The sequence below is a fragment of the Sphingomonas asaccharolytica NBRC 15499 genome (genome assembly GCF_001598355.1).
In the GTDB taxonomy this organism is placed as follows: domain Bacteria; phylum Pseudomonadota; class Alphaproteobacteria; order Sphingomonadales; family Sphingomonadaceae; genus Sphingomonas; species Sphingomonas asaccharolytica.
This window is the reverse complement of record NZ_BCYU01000038.1, coordinates 24850-40423: the sequence shown is the minus strand read 5'-3', so window position 1 is coordinate 40423 and position 15574 is coordinate 24850. Positions and strand designations below refer to the sequence as shown.

Genomic DNA, 15574 nt, shown 5'->3' with positions numbered 1-15574 from the left:
GGCGGGCACCTCGGCCGGTGCCGGCGGCGGCGCGACCACCTTGCCCTTTTCTTCGACGCGGCGTTTTTCGTCCTCGACCGCGGCCTGACGCTGCGCGTCCTCACGGCGGCGCGCCTCCTCCAGCGCGCCCATGCGCTGTTCTTCGGCTTCGCGCAGCAATTGCGTCTGGCGCTCCTGCGCCGACAGCTGCGGCGCCGCGGGCGTACGAGCGACCGGGGCCGCGGGGGCGGGCGCCGGGGTCGGCGCTTGTGCTTCCTCGACGACCGGCGCCTCGGCAGGGCCGCCGGCATTCGGGCCGAGCACGCGACGGCGCTTGACCTCGACCACGACGGTGTTCGAGCGCCCGTGGCTGAAGCTTTGCTTCACCTTGCCGGTCTCGACCGTGCGCTTCAGCCCCAATGGCTGGCGCATTCCGAGTTTCGGCTTGTCGTTGTCGGTATCGCTCACTCAATATCCTCGTCGTTCTCGGCCGAGCCGCCAGCGCTTCCTGTAGCGGAAAGCGCCGATGCGCCCTGCGAGGCCGTTTCGCAAGGCTCGGTAGTCAAATCAGGGCCGATAAAATGCCGCCAGCGGTCGAGCGCGTCACGCACGCGGACCGCGGCAGCGGGGTCGGTCACGGCGATATGTACCACATTTTCGCGGCCTAGCGCCAAGGACAATATGGTGCGCGGGAGAGGAAGTGCCAAGCCCTCTTCGCCCGATCCTTCGCGATCGCGCCCGACCCGCCACGCCTGAGCGAGCTTGCGCGCGCCGTCGCTGCCGGCATCGGAGGCATGGAGCAACAGCCGGACTTGGCCCGATCGCGCCGCCTTCTCCACACGTTCCGTGCCGTTGACGATCTTGCCCGCCTTCGATTCGAGGCCGAGCCGGTCGAGGAACGCGCGCTGCAACTGGTCCGCGATCAGCGTGCCCAAATCGGCGGGGATCGTCAGGTCGTTCGACTTGAATGCCCGCGCCAGTGCGCCGCGCAGCTTGCCCTTGGCATTGGCCGCGTCGAGTTCGCTTTGCGTCACCCCGATCCACGCCCCGCGGCCCGGCGCCTTGGCCCGGATGTCGGGCAGCACCTGACCCTCGGGCCCGAGCGCCAGCCGGATCAACTCGCCGCGCGGCTCCCGGTCGCCCGACAGGATGCAGCGGCGGATGGGGTCGCTGGAGCCCTTCCCCTTCGGAATAGGAGAGTCGCCTGTAACCGCAGCATCGGCCGAGGCATCGAGCGTCGACTGTTGCTGCTCCACCTCTTGCCCCTCTCCCGAAGGGGAGTGGCTGGGGTTACGCCGCTTGCCTACGTTGGCGTTATCATTGCGAGGGGACCGCATGCGCGTCTCCCTCGCTTTTGGGGGCATCGCGATCGGCGATCAGGATGCCGCCGGCGCCATAATTCTCGGTCGAAACCTCCTCGATCACGATCTGCACCGCAGCCGGGTTCTTTCCCAGCCGCTCGACGAGCGACTGGGTGACGTCCGCCACGATTCCGGACTTCTGGTCCTTCGTGGCGGTGCCCGAGATGCGGATCGAGACGAACGGCATCAGGCTTCTTCACCCTCCGCCGCTTCGCCTTCCGCGGCGGGTTCGTCCTCGAACCAATGCGCGCGGGCGGCCATGATGATCTCATTACCCTGCTCATCCGTCAGGCCATATTCGGCCAGCACGCCACCCTTATGCTCGGGACGCTTGGGCGCGTCCTCGGCGCGGCGGCGCGGTTCCTGGCGCTTCTTCTCGACCAGTTCGTCGGTGGCGAGATCGGCGAGATCGTCGAGCGTCTTGATCCCAGCCTTGCCGAGCGTGACCAGCATCGCTTCGGTCATGTAGGGCATGCCGGCGAGCGCATCCTCGACGCCGAGCGCCTTGCGCTCCTCGCGATTGGCCTGTTCGCGGCGATCGAGCGCTTCCTGCGCGCGGCTCTGCAGCTCCTGGCCGAGATCGTCGTCAAAGCCTTCGATCGCGGCGAGTTCGGCGAGGTCGACATAAGCCACTTCCTCGAGCGCGCCGAAGCCCTCGGCGACCAGCAGCTGGGCCAAGGTCTCGTCGACGTCGAGCTCGTTCTGGAACATTTCCGACCGCTCGACGAACTCGCGCTGGCGCTTCTCGCTGGCATCGGCCTCGGTCAGGATGTCGATCGCCTTGGCGGTCAGCTGGCTAGCGAGGCGGACGTTCTGGCCGCGGCGACCGATCGCCAGGCTGAGCTGGTCGTCCGGCACCACCACTTCGATCCGGTCCTCTTCCTCGTCGATCACGACGCGGCTGACCGATGCCGGCTGCAGCGCGTTGACGACGAAGGTCGCGGTGTCCTCGGACCAGGGAATGATGTCGATCTTCTCGCCCTGCATTTCCTGGACCACCGCCTGAACGCGGCTGCCCTTCATGCCGACGCAGGCGCCGACCGGGTCGATGCTGGAGTCGTGGCTGATCACGCCGATCTTGGCGCGCGACCCCGGATCGCGGGCCGCAGCCTTGATCTCGATGATGCCGTCATAGATTTCGGGCACTTCCTGCGCGAACAGCTTCTTCATGAAGTCGGGGTGCGCGCGGCTCAGGAAAATCTGCGGCCCGCGATTCTCGCGGCGGACATTGAGGATCAGCGAGCGGATGCGGTCGTTGACGCGTACCACTTCGCGCGGGATTTGCTGGTCGCGGCGGATGACGCCCTCGGCGCGGCCCAGATCGACGACGACGTGACCGAACTCGACGCGCTTGACCACGCCGGTGATGATCTCGCCCATGCGGTCCTTGAACTCTTCGAACTGGCGCTCGCGCTCGGCGTCGCGGACCTTCTGGAAGATGACCTGCTTGGCGGCCTGGGCGGCGATGCGGCCGAATTCGATCGGGGGCAGCGGATCGACGATGAAGTCGCCGACCTTGGCGTCCTTCTGCAGCTTCTGCGCGCCCTTCAAATCGACCTGCTTGAAATAATCGTCGACCGCCTCGACCACTTCGACGACGCGCCACAAGCGCAGGTCGCCGGTATTCGGGTCGAGCTTGGCGCGGATGTCATTCTCGGCGCCGTAGCGCGCGCGGGCGGCGCGCTGGATGGCGTCTTCCATCGCCTCGATCACGATGCCGCGGTCGATCATCTTTTCGGTCGCGACCGAGTTTGCGATCGCGATCAGTTCGGCCCGGTTGGCGGTAACGGCGGTGGCCATCAGTTACTTTCCTCTGTCTCGAATTCTTCTGCGCCGTCGCTCGACAGCGGCGCGGTTGCGGCAATTAGTTTGTCGGTGATCAGCAATTTCGCATCGGCGACCTGATCGAAGCCGATCGTCATCGGCTGATGCTTCTTTACATCGATCGTGATGCGGTCGCCGTCCACCCCGGCGAGATCGCCGGTGAGTTGCTTGCGGCCATCGACCGGCGCGGTCAGGTGGATGCGCGCCTCTTGCCCGATCCAATTGGCGAAATCCTTGAGCCGCGTCAGCGGCCGATCGATTCCAGGCGACGATACTTCGAGGCGATAGGCGTCTTCGATCGGATCGACCTCGTCGAACTTGTCGGAGATCCGGCGCGACAGGTCGGCGCAATCGTCGATCGTCAGCTGACCCGTGTCCGGCCGCTCGGCCATTACCTGCAACGTGAGGTCGTCCTTGCCCCCGAACATCTTCACGCGCACCAGATCGAAGCCAAGGGCCTGGGCCTCTGGCTCGATCAATTGCGTCAGTCGGGCGATGTCCGCCATGGGGTGTCCGTGAAACAAGCAGGTTGGGCGCCGGGGAGCGGGAGCCCTCCGACCTCTTCACCTGGCGATGTAGAGATTGGCCAATGATATAGGCCGGTCAGCGCGCCGTGGCAAGCGGGCAACCCTGGCGATCCGCGAGACGTTGTGCCAGCATCGCTCTCCCCCCTCCCCGGAGATGCCCGATGATCCGTCTTGCGATGTTGTCGACCGCCCTGTTCGCCATGGCCTGCTCGGCGCCCCCCGATACCGCCGGCAAAGACACCGGCAGCCCCGCTATCACCGGCAACGCCCAAGCCGCCCCGATCACCGATCTGCCCGATGATTCGCCGCTCGAACCCGAGATCAAGAATATCCCGGCGGCGACCGGCCGCGCCAATTTACCGCTCACCCAGCCCCCGTTCGCGGTCGCGAAGATCGGCGAGTTTGACGAGCCGTTCGCGATGGCATTCCTGCCCGGCGACCAGGGTCTGCTCGTCACCGAGAAAGGGGGCGCGCTCAAGCTGCGCCGGACAGACGGCGGCGTCGTGACCATCAACGGCGTGCCCAAGGTCGTGGCGGGCGGGCAGGGCGGCCTGCTCGATGTCGCGATCGCGCCCGATTATGCCGCCAGCCACCACATCTATCTGAGCTACGCAGAGCCGGGTCCGGGCGGCAGCGCGCTGGCGCTTGCCCGCGCGACGCTCGACATTGCCGGCAAGAGGCTCGCCGACCTCTCGGTGATCTGGCGCTCGGGCTCATCCGGCCCAGGCGGCCAGTTCGGGTCGGTCATCACCTTCTCACCCGACGGGCAAAATCTGTTCCTGACCTCGGGCGAGCGCCAGCGCTTCACCCCGGCACAGGATCCCAAACAGGCGCTCGGCAAGATCCTGCGGCTGACGCTCGACGGAAAGGCGGCGCCGGGCAATCCGATGTACGACAAGGGTGGGATCGAGGCGACGACCTGGACCAGCGGGCACCGTAACCCTTATGGTCTGGTCTTCGCTCCCGACGGAAAATTGTGGGAGGACGAAATGGGTCCGCGCGGCGGCGACGAGCTCAACCTGATCCTGCCGGGCAAGAATTACGGTTGGCCGATCGTCTCCAATGGCGACAATTATTCGGGCCAGCCGATTCCCGATCATCCCAGCCGCCCGGATTTCGAGGCGCCCAAATTGTGGTGGAACCCGTCGGTCTCGCCGGCCGGCATGATCTATTATTCGGGCGACATGTTCCCGGCGCTCAAGGGCTCGCTCCTGATCGGCACGATGTCGACTCCGGGGCTGGCGCATGTGACCCTTGCCGGGGACAAGGCGCATCCGGCCGACTTCTGGGATTTCCAGGCGAGGTTGCGCGACATCGCGCAGGCGCCCGACGGATCGATCTGGCTGCTCGAAGATGGCGAGAAGGGATCGGGCGGCCGCTTGCTGCGGCTGACGCCGAAGGGGTGAGCGGAGCTCACCATCGCTGTTTCGAGAAGAGCGGATATTTCCTCTCCCGCACGCGGGGGAGGAAGGGGCCCGCCGCGAAGCGGTGGGAAGGTGAGGGTCTTCTTACTTCTTCTGTCTTGGTATCCGCTGAAAGAAGAAAGAAGACCCTCACCCAACCTGCGCCGGGTGAACAGCGCCCGCGCTGTTCAGGTCATGCCGGGGGCATGACCGACCCGGTGCACCCGCTTGCGGGAGAGGGCAGCGCAACACGTGTTCTGTCACCGCCGCACGATCAGATAGTTCATCCGCGCCGCGGCGATCGGCTTGGCGGGGTCGTCCTGCCACGCGGTCGCCTCAACATTGGCGACACGCGTGCCCAGCCGGGTGACGATACCGCGCGAGCGAGTCGGTTTGTCGCGACCGCCGCGCATGAAATCGACCGTCACGTTGACCGGCTTGACCTCGCCCCCGCCTTCGTCCGCCAAGGCGTCGTACAAGGCGACGATCGCCGCCATCTCCATCAAGCCGCTGATCGCCCCGCCATGTAGGAATCCCGGGCGGCCCAGCACATGATTGCCGAACGGCATCACCAGCACCGGCGCACCGTCGCCGTCGCGTTCGGCGGTCAGCCCCAGGAGCTGCGCATAAGGGGGAAGCCGGTCGATCATCGCGGATAGCCGTCGGGCGCCATGAACGTGCCGGCGACATGCGCCAGCGGATCGTCCGGATCGCCGTCATGCGCCTGGCCGCGCACGAACGCGATCGATCGCGTCAGCCGGTAACATTCGCCGCGCCCGATCACGGCCTTGCCCGGTGTCGCCGGCCGCAGATAATCGACCCGCAAGTCGAGCGTCGCATGGGCGACAAACGCGTCGGCGCGCAGCCACACGCCGAGGCTGGTCGCCATGTCCATCATCGACAGGATCGGGCCCGAGGCGATCACGCCGGTATCGACATTGCCGATCAGCCGCTCGTCATAAGGCAATTCGAGTTCGGCCCAATCGGGCCCGTGCGCGCGATAGCCGATGCCGATCGCGCCGCCATGTCCCAGCCGGCTGTTGAGGAACCGCGCGGGGTCGAACTGAAAGCCCTCACTCATTGCCCATTGCCCTACACGCGCCGCCGCTTGGCGCAACCGGGTACGCGCGCTCTTGCCTTGCTACGGCGAACGGCTAGCCTTGCTGACAATGATGTAAGGAGGGGCGGATGCATCCCAGCGTCCATGCGCGAACCGACGCCGGCAAACCGGCGCTGATCGTCGCCGAAACCGGCGAGACGTGGAGCTATGCCGAGCTCGATCGTCGGTCGAACCGCGTCGCCCAGTTGTTCCGCGGGCGCGGCCTGCCGATCGGCGACACCGTCGCTATCTTCATGGACAATGTGCCGGAATATTTCGCGCTAACCTGGGGCGCGCAGCGCGCCGGGCTGTTCTACGTCTGCATCTCGTCCAAACTGACGGCGCCCGAGGCCGAGTATATCGTCCGCGATTCGGGCGCGAAATTGGTTGTCGCCTCGGCCGCGCTCGCCGCCATTGCCGAGCCGCTCGCCGCGCTGATCCCCGATCTCGACCGGCTGATGCTGGGCGGCGCGGCGACCGGCTGGAACAGCCTCGAAGAGGCGTTATCGTCACAACCGGACACGCCGATCGCCGACCAGCGCGCCGGGATCGACATGCTCTATTCGTCGGGCACTACCGGCCGACCCAAAGGCGTTCGCGTCGCCTTGCCCGAGGATACCGACATCGCCGCGGTCAACGTCCTAGCGATGCTCGCCCAGGGACTCTACGGCTTCGGCCCCGATACGATCTATCTCAGCCCGGCGCCGATGTATCATGCCGCGCCGCTGCGCTGGTGCATGACCGTCCACCGGCTCGGCGGCACGGTAATCATGATGCAGCATTTCGATCCCGTTGCCGCGCTCGCGCTGATCGAGAAATATCGCGTCAATGCCAGCCAATGGGTCCCGACCCATTTCGTCCGCATGCTCAAGCTGCCCGAAACCGATCGGCTGGCGCACGACGTGTCGAGCATGAAGGCCGCGATCCACGCCGCGGCACCCTGCCCGGTCCCGGTCAAGGAAGCGATGATCGGCTGGTGGGGACCAGTGATCTACGAATATTATGCCGGATCGGAAGGCAATGGTTTCACCTCGATCACGTCGGAGCAATGGCTCGCGCACAAGGGCTCGGTCGGCAAGCCGGCCTACGGCATCGCGCGTATCTGCGGCGAGGATGGCGAGGAATTGCCGGCGGGAAGCGAAGGCCTGATCTATTTCGAGGGCGGCGGACAATTCGCCTATCATAACGATCCGGCCAAGACCGCCGAGGCGTCGAACGCCAGGGGCTGGACGACGCTAGGCGATATCGGGCGTCTTGATGAGGAAGGCTTCCTCTACCTGACCGATCGCAAAAGCTTCATGATCATCTCGGGCGGGGTGAACATCTATCCACAGGAGATAGAGAATCGCATCATCACCCATCCCAAGGTCGCCGACGTCGCGGTGATTGGCGGCCCCGACCCCGATATGGGCGAGCGCGTGATCGCGGTGGTCCAGCCTGCGGACATGGCCGATGCCGGCCCTGCTCTGGCCGAGGAACTGACCGCCTGGTGCCGCGCCGAATTGTCGGGGGTGAAGACGCCGCGCCAGATCGACTTCACTGCCGAATTGCCGCGTCACCCCACCGGCAAACTCTACAAACGCTTGCTCCGCGACCGCTATTGGGGCGAGAGCGGAAGCAGGATCGTCTAGGTCATGTGCTCCTGCGAAAGCAGGAACCCAGGTAACAAAGGACAGGGCCTGCGGCCCTAGGCTCCTGCTTTCGCAGGAGCACTTGGAGAGTGGAACATGAACGACCGCGTCACCATCACCATTGCCGACCAGATCGCCGACGTCCGGCTCGCCCGACCCGACAAGATGAACGCGATCGACCCGGCGATGTTCGAAGGCATCGGCGCGGCGATCGATTCGCTCGCGGGGCGAACCGACGTCCGCTGCGTCGTGCTGTCGGGTGAAGGGCGAGCCTTCTGTGCCGGGCTCGACATGACGAGCATGCAGGCGGGCGGATCCGGCCTGTCGTCGCGCGAGCGCAACGACCAGGGTGCGATCCTGCCGCAGCATGTGGCATGGGGCTGGCGCAACCTGCCGATGCCGGTGATCGCGGCAGTCCATGGCGTCGCGTTCGGCGGCGGGTTTCAGATCATGTCGGGCGCCGACATCCGTATCGCCGCGCCGACCGCGCGTTTCGCCATCCGGGAGACGTATTGGGGCCTGGTCCCCGACATGGCCGGCTTCCCCTTGTGGCGCAGCCTGGTCCGCGACGATGTGCTGCGCGAGCTGGTCTATACCGCACGCGAGTTCGATGCCCAGGAAGCCCTGGCCCACGGCTTCGTCACGCGCCTCGCCGACGATCCCCTCAGCGCGGCGATGGACCTGGCGCGTCAGATCGCCGGCCGCAGCCCGCATGCGATCCGTGGCGACAAGCGCCTGCTCAACATGATGCACGATGCCGATCCGCTGACGATGCTCGCCGCCGAGACCGAGGAGCAGGTCAAGGTGATCGGCAAGCCCAACATGATGGAAGCGGTCGCCGCCAATATGCAGAAGCGGGCCGCGGTGTTTCAGGACTGATTGCGATGGAACTGCGTGTCCGCCCGACGGTGCGCACCGACGCACCGGCGCTCGCCGATCTGCTCAACGAGATCATCGCAGCGGGCGGCACCACCGCCTATGAGACCCCGTTCACGCCTGAGGCGTTCGCCGACGCCCATATCGACGGGCCGGCCGTGATCACCAGCATCATCGCCGAGGACGAGGACGGCCGCCCGATGGGCTTTCAGATCCTGCTCGCCAGCGGCAAGCTCGGGCCCGGCTGGGGTGATATCGGCACGTTCGCGCGCCGCGGATCGACCGCGCGTGGAATCGGATCGGCGCTGTTCGCCGCTACCAAGGACGCAGCGACCGCGGCCGGATTGAAGACGATCAACGCGACGATCCGAGCCGATAACTCCGGCGGATTGACCTTCTACGCGCGGATGGGGTTCGTCGATTACGCGGTCGCGCGCGCTGTCCCGCTCGCCGATGGTACACCGGTCGACCGGATTTCGCGGCGCTATGACCTGATTTAAGCCGGCTCGCGCACCGGCCATTTCTCGATCTCGGCGCGAAATGCCGGGTCGGTGCGGTCGACCCCGGTGCTGACGATCGTCACGTCGCACGTGACGAGCGGTTTGCCGTCCTGTAGTGCGAGGCTTAGCGTCTGCCACGATCGCGTGCCGAGCCGTCCGATCCCACTGGCGATCGTCATCTCGGCAGGAAAATTGCCCTCGCCAAGGTAATTGATCTCGACATTGGCGACGAGGCCGCGGTTGCGCCCCGGCCCGATTTTGCTGAGCGTGTGATAGAACCGCACCCGCGCGGTCTCGAACAACGCCGCCCAAGCGACGTTATTGATATGGCCGAGCACGTCGAGATCCTGAAAGCGAGTCTGGATGACATCGTGGTGCGGATAAGCGGCCGGATCGAGCCGCCAAGGTGCAGGGCGAGGCATAGTTCGTCCTTGCCGACCCGTTGTGGACAAGTCGAGTCCCTCGCCCCGGTATAACTTAGCGCATAGATAATATGTCGATCAGGTTGGTTATTTTCAATCTATTGCCGGTGCGGAACGATTTTGGTTGCGTCCGATTTCGAATGAGACTTTCCTCTTACAATTAACACAGGGGAGGTTACCATGAGTCGTGCCATGATTTTGGTGGCGGTAGGCGCCGCTTGCCTTGCCGCAACTGTCGCTATATCCAAGCAATATACTGATTACATGCCACAAAAGGGCGTGTGGGAAATCAACGCCATCGAAGTCGATCCCAATCACGTCGACGACTATCTGACCGGCCTGCGCAAATCGCAGGTTCCCGGGTTCGAAGTGATGAAGGCGCATGGAGTCATCGACTCCTACAAATTCCTCGTCCGCAACGGCTATAACAAGGGCGCGCCGAGCGTCCTGATCATGACCCATTTCACCAGCGCCGCGATGCTCGAGCCCGATAAGGCACGCGACCAGATGATCGAAAAGGAAATCGTCGCCAAGTTTAGCGAGGAAGACGGTAAGATCGCGGTGGCGGGGTACGAGAAGTACCGCACCTTTATCGACGACGGCCTGTGGTCCGAAATCGTGATGGCGAAATAATCGGCTTGGCCTCGGGTGGCGCGTGTCATCCGGGGCATTGCCCTATGATCCCGCTTGCCGATCCGTGCGCGTGAGGCAAGGGTAGCCGGCATGAACGTCTCCGATGCCATCGCGGCCCGCCGGTCGGTGCGCGGCTTCCTCGATACCCCGGTCGACCCGACACTGCTCCACGACATCGCCGTGAAGGCCTCACGCGCGGCAAGCGGCGGTAATATCCAGCCCTGGCACGTCGATCTCGTCGCCGGCGACAGCCTGGCCGGGCTGAAGGCGATCATGACGGCCAAACTGATGGCGGGCGAGACCGAGACGCCCGGCTATGACATCTATCCCAGGGAGTTCGTCGCGCCCTATCGCGCGCGGACCTTCGCGGTCGGCGAGGCGATGTACCGCCATGTCGGCATTCCGCGCGAGGACAAGACGGCGAGGCGAATGTGGTTCGCGCGCAACTTCCAATTCTTCGGCGCCCCCGCGGCGTTGTTCTGCACGGTTGACCGCCGGATGGGCCCGCCGCAATGGTCGGACCTCGGCATGTACCTGCAGAACGTGATGCTGCTCGCGGTCGAGGCGGGGTTGGCGACCTGTCCGCAGGAATGCTGGGCGATGTATCCGGAGACGATCGAGCGCTTCCTCGCCACGCCGGCCGACCGCATGCTCTTCTGCGGCATGGCGATCGGATATGAGGACAAGGAAGAGCCCGCCAACCGCCTGCGCACCGAGCGCGCGCCGGAAGGGGAGTGGCTGAGCTTTAGGGAATAGGGGGGAAATGGTGCCGCGGCGCTGCGCCGCTGGGCTACGCGATGCCGGCTATACGTTCCTCACTTTGCGTCTTGGAAAATGCTGCGAGACTATGTTCCCCTCCCGCAAGCGGGAGGGGAGAGCTCGGCTAACCGATCGCGGCGCCAGCGAATGCCCTTGCCCGGCTGACGTCATCCGTTCACAGATGCGGCATGACCGATCGCCCAATCGCCCCGTCCAGTTTGGGGGCGTCGAATCTCCTGGAGGCACTGCGCGAGGGAGAGCGCGCGATCAGGCGCGGCGAGTTCCTTACCCATAGCCAAATGATTGCCGACGTCGGGCGCTGGAAACAATTGAGGAGGGCAGCCCGCTGATGGCGGGAGCATTACGCGTCGGGCTATTGGGTGGGTCGTTCAACCCGGCGCATTCGGGGCATCGGGCGATCAGCCTGGCGGCAATCAAGGCGCTGGGGCTCGACGAAGTCTGGTGGATGGTGTCGCCCGGCAATCCGTTGAAGGACAAGGCGACCGACATGGCGCCGTTCGCGGTGCGCTTCGCCTCGGCGCGCGCCATGGCGGGGCACGCGCCGATTCGGGTGACCGCGATCGAGCAGCGGCTGGGTACGCGCTACACGGTCGATACCCTGTCCAAGCTGCAGCAACTCTATTCGCGAATCGACTTCATCTGGTTGATGGGTGAGGACAATCTGATCAATTTCGACCAGTGGAAGGGTTGGCGCCATATAGCGAAATCGATCCCGATTGCGGTTGTCGCGCGGCCGGGCTATGATCATGCTGCCCAGGCGGTGCCCGCTATGGGTTGGTTGCGGCGCTTTTTCCGGCCCGTACACCAGGCGAAGAACTGGACGACGTGGAGATTGCCAGCCCTCGTGCTGCTTCGTTTCCGCCCTGATTCCACCTCAGCCACCCGGCTGCGTTTGGCCGATCCGGCCTGGCAGCGTCGTTTTCTTCGTCGATCGCACGACACCGATCCTCCTTCCTCCGCACCATAGGACCCACATTGGCCACTAACCCGCATGCGTACCGCTCGTCCGACCCCCAAGGGGCCGAGGCGTTGCACCAGCTTGTCCTGTCCAGCCTCGATGACGACCAGGCGGTCGACACCATCTCGATCCCGCTCGCCGGCAAATCGTCGATCGCCGACCATATGGTGATCGCGAGCGGCCGGTCGACGCGCCAGGTCGCGTCGATGGCGCAGAAGCTCGCCGAACGGATCAAGGCCGAAACCGGCCGCGGCCCGCGGATCGAAGGCCTGCCGACCGCCGACTGGGTGCTGATCGACGCCGGCGACGTGATCATCCATTTGTTCCGGCCTGAGGTTCGGACCTTCTACAATCTCGAGCGGATGTGGGCGTTCGGGGATGGACCGTCGGGCTCGTCGCACTGACAAGGCGATGACTTGCGGCGTAAGCCGTTCTTACCTTTTCTCGTCACCCCGGCCTTGTGCCGGGTCTGCCTATCCACCATTGCCGCCTTCCGTTGTTGCGCGGCGGATGCCGGCACAAGGCCGGCATGACGGGAGGGGATTGAACTATGCTCCTCCACATCGTCGCGCGGGGACGGATCGGGCGGAGTCCCGAGGCGGAGTTGGTCGACCGCTACCTCAAGCGCGTCAGCTTCCCCACGCGGGTGACCGAATTGCCCGATACCGGCGGAAAGATGCCGGCAATCGAACCGCAGACGCGCATCGTCATGCTCGACGAGACCGGCGAGACGCCCGGATCGATCGCGTTCGCCGACAAGATCGGCAAGTGGCGCGACGACGGCGTGCGCGAAATCCGCTTCCTGATCGGCGCGGCCGACGGGTTTTCGGCAGAGGAGCGCAAGGCCGCCGACTGGCTGGTATCGTTCGGCCGGCTGACCTGGCCGCACATGCTGGCGCGCGCGATGCTGGCCGAGCAATTGTGGCGCGCCAGCTCGATCCTTGCCAACCACCCCTATCATCGCGAAGGTTAGCGCGATGCGCGCCGCCTGGACACTTGCCCTGCTCCCGATCGCCGCCGCGTTCGCCGCGAGCCAAGGCAATGCCCAATCCGATCCGGCACAATCCGATCTGGCCGACCAGCAGCGCCGACTGCTCGCCGCACGAGCACAATCGGCCGCCGCCGCCGAGCGTGCCGCCAAGCTCGACGCCGCGGCCAAGGCAGAACAGAATGAAGCCGCCAAGGCGCGCGCCGAGGAAGAGGCGATGGGCGCGCGGATCCAGCAGGCCCAGGCCGATATCGCCGCGGCGAGCGCGCGGGTGACGTTGGTCGATCGGCTGCTCGGCGACCAGCAGGCGCGGCTGGCGGCGCAACAAGGCCCGATTGCAAGACTGATCGCCGCGCTCTGTTCGCTGGCGCAGCGCCCCGACGCGGTCAGCGTGATGCAGCCGGGGTCGGTCGGCGACCTCGTCCATGTCCGCGCGGTGATCGGCAGCACGCTGCCGCTGGTACGCGCGCGCACCGCAGGGCTGCGCGCCGATCTGAACAATACCCGCCGGCTACGCGCCGACGCCGCGCTCGCCGCGCACAGCCTGACCGAAGGGCGCCGCCGGCTCGAGACCAACCGCATCGCGCTGGCGCGACTGGAGGCGGAGCATCGCCTGAAGTCGCAGGATCTCAGTCGCTCCGCGCTGGCCGAGAGCGACCGCGCGATCGGCCTGGGCGAACGTGCCCGCGACCTGGTCGACAACATGCAGGAGACGACGGACGGCGCGACCACCGCACGCGCGCTGGCGGCGCTGTCAGGGCCGTTGCCGCGCCCCGGCGAGGCGACCGACCCGCCCTTGTCGTGGACCGGCGGCACTGCGCCCTATCGCGTGCCGGTCACCGGCAAGCTGGTCACCGGGTTCGGCGAGGTGTCGGCCGACGCCGGCGTCACGTCGCGCGGGTTGACCTGGGCAGTGCCGGGCGGGGCCGATATCGCCGCGCCTGCTGCGGGCAAGGTCTTATTCGCCGGCCCGTTCCGCGATTACGGCCGGATCGTCGTGATCGACCATGGCGGCGGCTGGAGCACGGTATTGATCGGGCTCGGCACCTTGTCGGTCACCGCCGGCCAGCGCGTCGGGCAAGGCGCGCTGCTCGGCGCGGCGCCCCAAGGCGAAGACCGCCAGGTCACCGCCGAACTGCGCCGCAAGGGCCGTCCCATCGATCCGGTGGCGCTGACTGGCTAGGCCGATCGAATACCGCTACATGACATTCACGTTGAGCAAGATCGGAACGCAATAACCCCATGGCCCGTGCTTTTACCTGGCTCCAGGCGACCGCCATCGCCGGCGCCATCGCCCTCGTCCCTACCGCCACCGCGGCGATGGCGGCATCCGACGGCGACACCTATCGCGAGATCGACCGGTTCATGGAGGTCTTCAACCAGGTCAAGAAGTCGTATGTCGACAAGGTCGACGACAAGACGCTGATCCGCGGCGCGATCGACGGCATGCTCAACAGTCTCGACCCGCATTCGTCCTATATGGACGCGGTCGATTTTCAGAACATGAAGATCCTGACCGAGGGCAATTATGGCGGCCTGGGTCTGTCGGTCACGATGCAGGACGGCGCGGTCAAGGTCATCGCGCCGCAGGAAGATACGCCGGCCTTCCGTGCCGGGATCAAGGCCGGCGATTACATCACCCATATCGACGGGCAGCTGATCTTCGGCGAAACGCTCGACCAGGCGATCACTTCGATGCGCGGCAAGCCCGGCACCAAGATTGCGCTGACCCTGGTCCGGCCGGGCCGCGACAAGCCGATCGATGTCAGCCTGGTCCGCGAGATCATCGTCCAGAAGCCGGTCAAATGGGAAGTCCGCGACGGCATCGGCTATATCAACATCAACACCTTCTCCGAAAATACCGGCGCCGACGTCCGCTCGGCGATCTCCAGCGTCGACAAGTCGCTGGGCCACAAGCCGCTCGGCTATGTCGTCGACCTGCGCGACAATGGCGGCGGGTTGCTGAGCCAGGCGATCGAAGTGTCCGACGCGTTCCTGTCCTATGGCGAGATCGTCAGCCAGCGCGGCCGCGACGCCGCGGATATCGAGCGTTATTACGCCAAGCCGGGAGATCTCGCGACGGGCCTGCCGGTGATCGTGTTGACCAACGCCGGTACCGCATCGGCATCCGAGATCGTCGCCGGCGCGCTGCAGGATCATCACCGCGCGCTGATCATGGGCGAGCGCAGTTTCGGCAAGGGATCGGTCCAGACCCTCCTCCAACTCGATGAGAATAGCGCGCTCCGCCTGACCACCGCGCGTTACTATACGCCGTCGGGCCGATCGGTGCAGGAAGGCGGCATCCGCCCCGACATTGCGGTACCGCAGATTTCGGACCCCGATTACAAATCGCGCCCGATCTTCCGCGAGGCCGATCTGCGCAAGCATCTGGTCAACGAGGTCAAGGCCGACAACGCCATCCTGGAAGAAGATACCAAGACCGATCCGCGCTTCGCCGCGACGCCCGATGAGCTGAAGAAGAAGGGCGTGACCGACTTCCAATTGTGGTACGCGCTGCAGACGATCGGGCGGCTGTCCAAGGTGCCCGCCGTGACCACCGCGGCGGCGACGCCGAACAAGCGCTGAGACCGTC

At 65.6% G+C, this 15574-nt stretch carries 19 protein-coding genes; 11 read left to right on the top strand and 8 right to left on the bottom strand.

Translation table 11 applies throughout. The annotated features are described in order from the left end of the window. The 5 genes from SAS01S_RS11960 to rimP all read right to left on the bottom strand — a co-directional run. On the bottom strand, positions 1 to 447 hold a 447-nt coding region (locus tag SAS01S_RS11960; RefSeq protein WP_174544958.1), incomplete at its 3' end, for a translation initiation factor IF-2 associated domain-containing protein. Beyond that, the gene (locus SAS01S_RS11955) at positions 444 to 1235 is read right to left on the bottom strand and encodes a DUF448 domain-containing protein (RefSeq protein ID WP_439646839.1); all 792 of its coding nucleotides are present in this window, start codon (positions 1233 to 1235) and stop codon (positions 444 to 446) included. The genes SAS01S_RS11955 and SAS01S_RS11960, both read right to left, overlap by 4 nt. A 61-nt stretch (positions 1236 to 1296) precedes the next feature. After that, positions 1297 to 1527: a tautomerase family protein gene (locus tag SAS01S_RS11950; protein ID WP_066808197.1), complete on the bottom strand. Its 231-nt coding sequence runs from the start codon at positions 1525 to 1527 to the stop codon at positions 1297 to 1299. Beyond that, positions 1527 to 3140, bottom strand: a complete 1614-nt coding sequence (gene nusA / locus SAS01S_RS11945) for a transcription termination factor NusA (RefSeq protein ID WP_066808195.1) — start codon at positions 3138 to 3140, stop codon at positions 1527 to 1529. Before nusA ends, SAS01S_RS11950 begins: the two co-directional genes overlap by 1 nt. Continuing rightward, positions 3140 to 3670 carry a ribosome maturation protein RimP gene (gene rimP, locus SAS01S_RS11940; RefSeq protein ID WP_066808193.1) on the bottom strand — a complete coding sequence of 177 codons (531 nt, stop codon included), beginning with the start codon at positions 3668 to 3670 and terminating at the stop codon, positions 3140 to 3142. The genes nusA and rimP overlap by 1 nt, the downstream gene beginning before the upstream one ends. Before the next feature lie 182 nt (positions 3671 to 3852). Here rimP and SAS01S_RS11935 point away from each other — a divergent pair, with 182 nt between their 5' ends. Then, positions 3853 to 5097, top strand: a complete 1245-nt coding sequence (locus SAS01S_RS11935; RefSeq protein ID WP_066808191.1) for a PQQ-dependent sugar dehydrogenase — start codon at positions 3853 to 3855, stop codon at positions 5095 to 5097. Positions 5098 to 5354: 257 nt separating this feature from the next. Here the strand turns inward: SAS01S_RS11935 and SAS01S_RS11930 are convergent, their stop codons facing one another. Together SAS01S_RS11930 and SAS01S_RS11925 are read right to left on the bottom strand one after the other, a co-directional pair. After that, entirely contained in the window at positions 5355 to 5744 is a 390-nt protein-coding gene (locus tag SAS01S_RS11930) for a PaaI family thioesterase (protein ID WP_066808188.1), read from the bottom strand. Then, the gene (locus tag SAS01S_RS11925) at positions 5741 to 6175 is read right to left on the bottom strand and encodes a PaaI family thioesterase (protein ID WP_066808186.1); all 435 of its coding nucleotides are present in this window, start codon (positions 6173 to 6175) and stop codon (positions 5741 to 5743) included. The genes SAS01S_RS11930 and SAS01S_RS11925 overlap by 4 nt, the downstream gene beginning before the upstream one ends. 107 nt (positions 6176 to 6282) lie before the next feature. On the opposite strand from SAS01S_RS11925, the gene SAS01S_RS11920 reads away from it, so the two are divergent. The 3 genes from SAS01S_RS11920 to SAS01S_RS11910 all read left to right on the top strand — a co-directional run bounded on the left by SAS01S_RS11920 (position 6283) and on the right by SAS01S_RS11910 (position 9200). After that, positions 6283 to 7824, top strand: a complete 1542-nt coding sequence (locus tag SAS01S_RS11920) for an acyl-CoA synthetase (RefSeq protein WP_066808184.1) — start codon at positions 6283 to 6285, stop codon at positions 7822 to 7824. A 96-nt stretch (positions 7825 to 7920) separates the two neighbouring features. After that, positions 7921 to 8703: a crotonase/enoyl-CoA hydratase family protein gene (locus SAS01S_RS11915; RefSeq protein ID WP_066808183.1), complete on the top strand. Its 783-nt coding sequence runs from the start codon at positions 7921 to 7923 to the stop codon at positions 8701 to 8703. Between the two features lie 5 nt (positions 8704 to 8708). Then, positions 8709 to 9200: a GNAT family N-acetyltransferase gene (locus SAS01S_RS11910; protein ID WP_157082788.1), complete on the top strand. Its 492-nt coding sequence runs from the start codon at positions 8709 to 8711 to the stop codon at positions 9198 to 9200. Here SAS01S_RS11910 and SAS01S_RS11905 read toward each other — a convergent pair. Continuing rightward, the gene (locus tag SAS01S_RS11905; protein ID WP_066808182.1) at positions 9197 to 9622 is read right to left on the bottom strand and encodes an acyl-CoA thioesterase; all 426 of its coding nucleotides are present in this window, start codon (positions 9620 to 9622) and stop codon (positions 9197 to 9199) included. The two genes, SAS01S_RS11910 and SAS01S_RS11905, sit on opposite strands and share 4 nt — an antisense overlap. 180 nt (positions 9623 to 9802) lie before the next feature. Here SAS01S_RS11905 and SAS01S_RS11900 point away from each other — a divergent pair, with 180 nt between their 5' ends. From SAS01S_RS11900 to SAS01S_RS11870, 7 genes are all read left to right on the top strand, one after another. Beyond that, a complete protein-coding gene (locus tag SAS01S_RS11900) occupies positions 9803 to 10255 on the top strand; it encodes a hypothetical protein (RefSeq protein WP_157082787.1) in 453 nt (150 codons plus the stop codon). Positions 10256 to 10345: 90 nt separating this feature from the next. Further along, a complete protein-coding gene (locus SAS01S_RS11895; protein ID WP_066808180.1) occupies positions 10346 to 11011 on the top strand; it encodes a nitroreductase in 666 nt (221 codons plus the stop codon). Between the two features lie 352 nt (positions 11012 to 11363). After that, a complete protein-coding gene (locus SAS01S_RS11890; RefSeq protein ID WP_066808179.1) occupies positions 11364 to 12002 on the top strand; it encodes a nicotinate-nucleotide adenylyltransferase in 639 nt (212 codons plus the stop codon). 8 nt (positions 12003 to 12010) lie between these two features. Next, positions 12011 to 12397, top strand: coding sequence for a ribosome silencing factor (gene rsfS / locus SAS01S_RS11885; RefSeq protein WP_066808177.1), 387 nt, complete (start codon positions 12011 to 12013; stop codon positions 12395 to 12397). A gap of 146 nt (positions 12398 to 12543) precedes the next feature. After that, positions 12544 to 12966: a 23S rRNA (pseudouridine(1915)-N(3))-methyltransferase RlmH gene (locus tag SAS01S_RS11880; RefSeq protein WP_066808175.1), complete on the top strand. Its 423-nt coding sequence runs from the start codon at positions 12544 to 12546 to the stop codon at positions 12964 to 12966. Positions 12967 to 12970: 4 nt separating this feature from the next. Next, entirely contained in the window at positions 12971 to 14164 is a 1194-nt protein-coding gene (locus SAS01S_RS11875; RefSeq protein ID WP_066808173.1) for a murein hydrolase activator EnvC family protein, read from the top strand. 59 nt (positions 14165 to 14223) lie between these two features. Beyond that, on the top strand, positions 14224 to 15567 hold the full coding sequence (locus SAS01S_RS11870) for a S41 family peptidase (protein ID WP_066808171.1): 1344 nt from the start codon (positions 14224 to 14226) through the stop codon (positions 15565 to 15567). Positions 15568 to 15574 lie beyond the last annotated feature (7 nt).

Coding starts and splice junctions, on each gene's coding strand:
- SAS01S_RS11870 (WP_066808171.1), top strand. CDS start 14,224: ATGGCCCGTGCTTTTACCTGGCTCCAGGCGACCGCCATCGCCGGCGCC.
- SAS01S_RS11935 (WP_066808191.1), top strand. CDS start 3,853: ATGATCCGTCTTGCGATGTTGTCGACCGCCCTGTTCGCCATGGCCTGC.
- SAS01S_RS11900 (WP_157082787.1), top strand. CDS start 9,803: ATGAGTCGTGCCATGATTTTGGTGGCGGTAGGCGCCGCTTGCCTTGCC.
- SAS01S_RS11930 (WP_066808188.1), bottom strand. CDS start 5,744: ATGATCGACCGGCTTCCCCCTTATGCGCAGCTCCTGGGGCTGACCGCC.
- SAS01S_RS11910 (WP_157082788.1), top strand. CDS start 8,709: ATGGAACTGCGTGTCCGCCCGACGGTGCGCACCGACGCACCGGCGCTC.
- SAS01S_RS11905 (WP_066808182.1), bottom strand. CDS start 9,622: ATGCCTCGCCCTGCACCTTGGCGGCTCGATCCGGCCGCTTATCCGCAC.
- SAS01S_RS11880 (WP_066808175.1), top strand. CDS start 12,544: ATGCTCCTCCACATCGTCGCGCGGGGACGGATCGGGCGGAGTCCCGAG.
- nusA (WP_066808195.1), bottom strand. CDS start 3,140: ATGGCCACCGCCGTTACCGCCAACCGGGCCGAACTGATCGCGATCGCA.
- SAS01S_RS11890 (WP_066808179.1), top strand. CDS start 11,364: ATGGCGGGAGCATTACGCGTCGGGCTATTGGGTGGGTCGTTCAACCCG.
- SAS01S_RS11950 (WP_066808197.1), bottom strand. CDS start 1,527: ATGCCGTTCGTCTCGATCCGCATCTCGGGCACCGCCACGAAGGACCAG.
- SAS01S_RS11925 (WP_066808186.1), bottom strand. CDS start 6,175: ATGAGTGAGGGCTTTCAGTTCGACCCCGCGCGGTTCCTCAACAGCCGG.
- SAS01S_RS11915 (WP_066808183.1), top strand. CDS start 7,921: ATGAACGACCGCGTCACCATCACCATTGCCGACCAGATCGCCGACGTC.
- SAS01S_RS11875 (WP_066808173.1), top strand. CDS start 12,971: ATGCGCGCCGCCTGGACACTTGCCCTGCTCCCGATCGCCGCCGCGTTC.
- SAS01S_RS11895 (WP_066808180.1), top strand. CDS start 10,346: ATGAACGTCTCCGATGCCATCGCGGCCCGCCGGTCGGTGCGCGGCTTC.
- SAS01S_RS11920 (WP_066808184.1), top strand. CDS start 6,283: ATGCATCCCAGCGTCCATGCGCGAACCGACGCCGGCAAACCGGCGCTG.
- rimP (WP_066808193.1), bottom strand. CDS start 3,670: ATGGCGGACATCGCCCGACTGACGCAATTGATCGAGCCAGAGGCCCAG.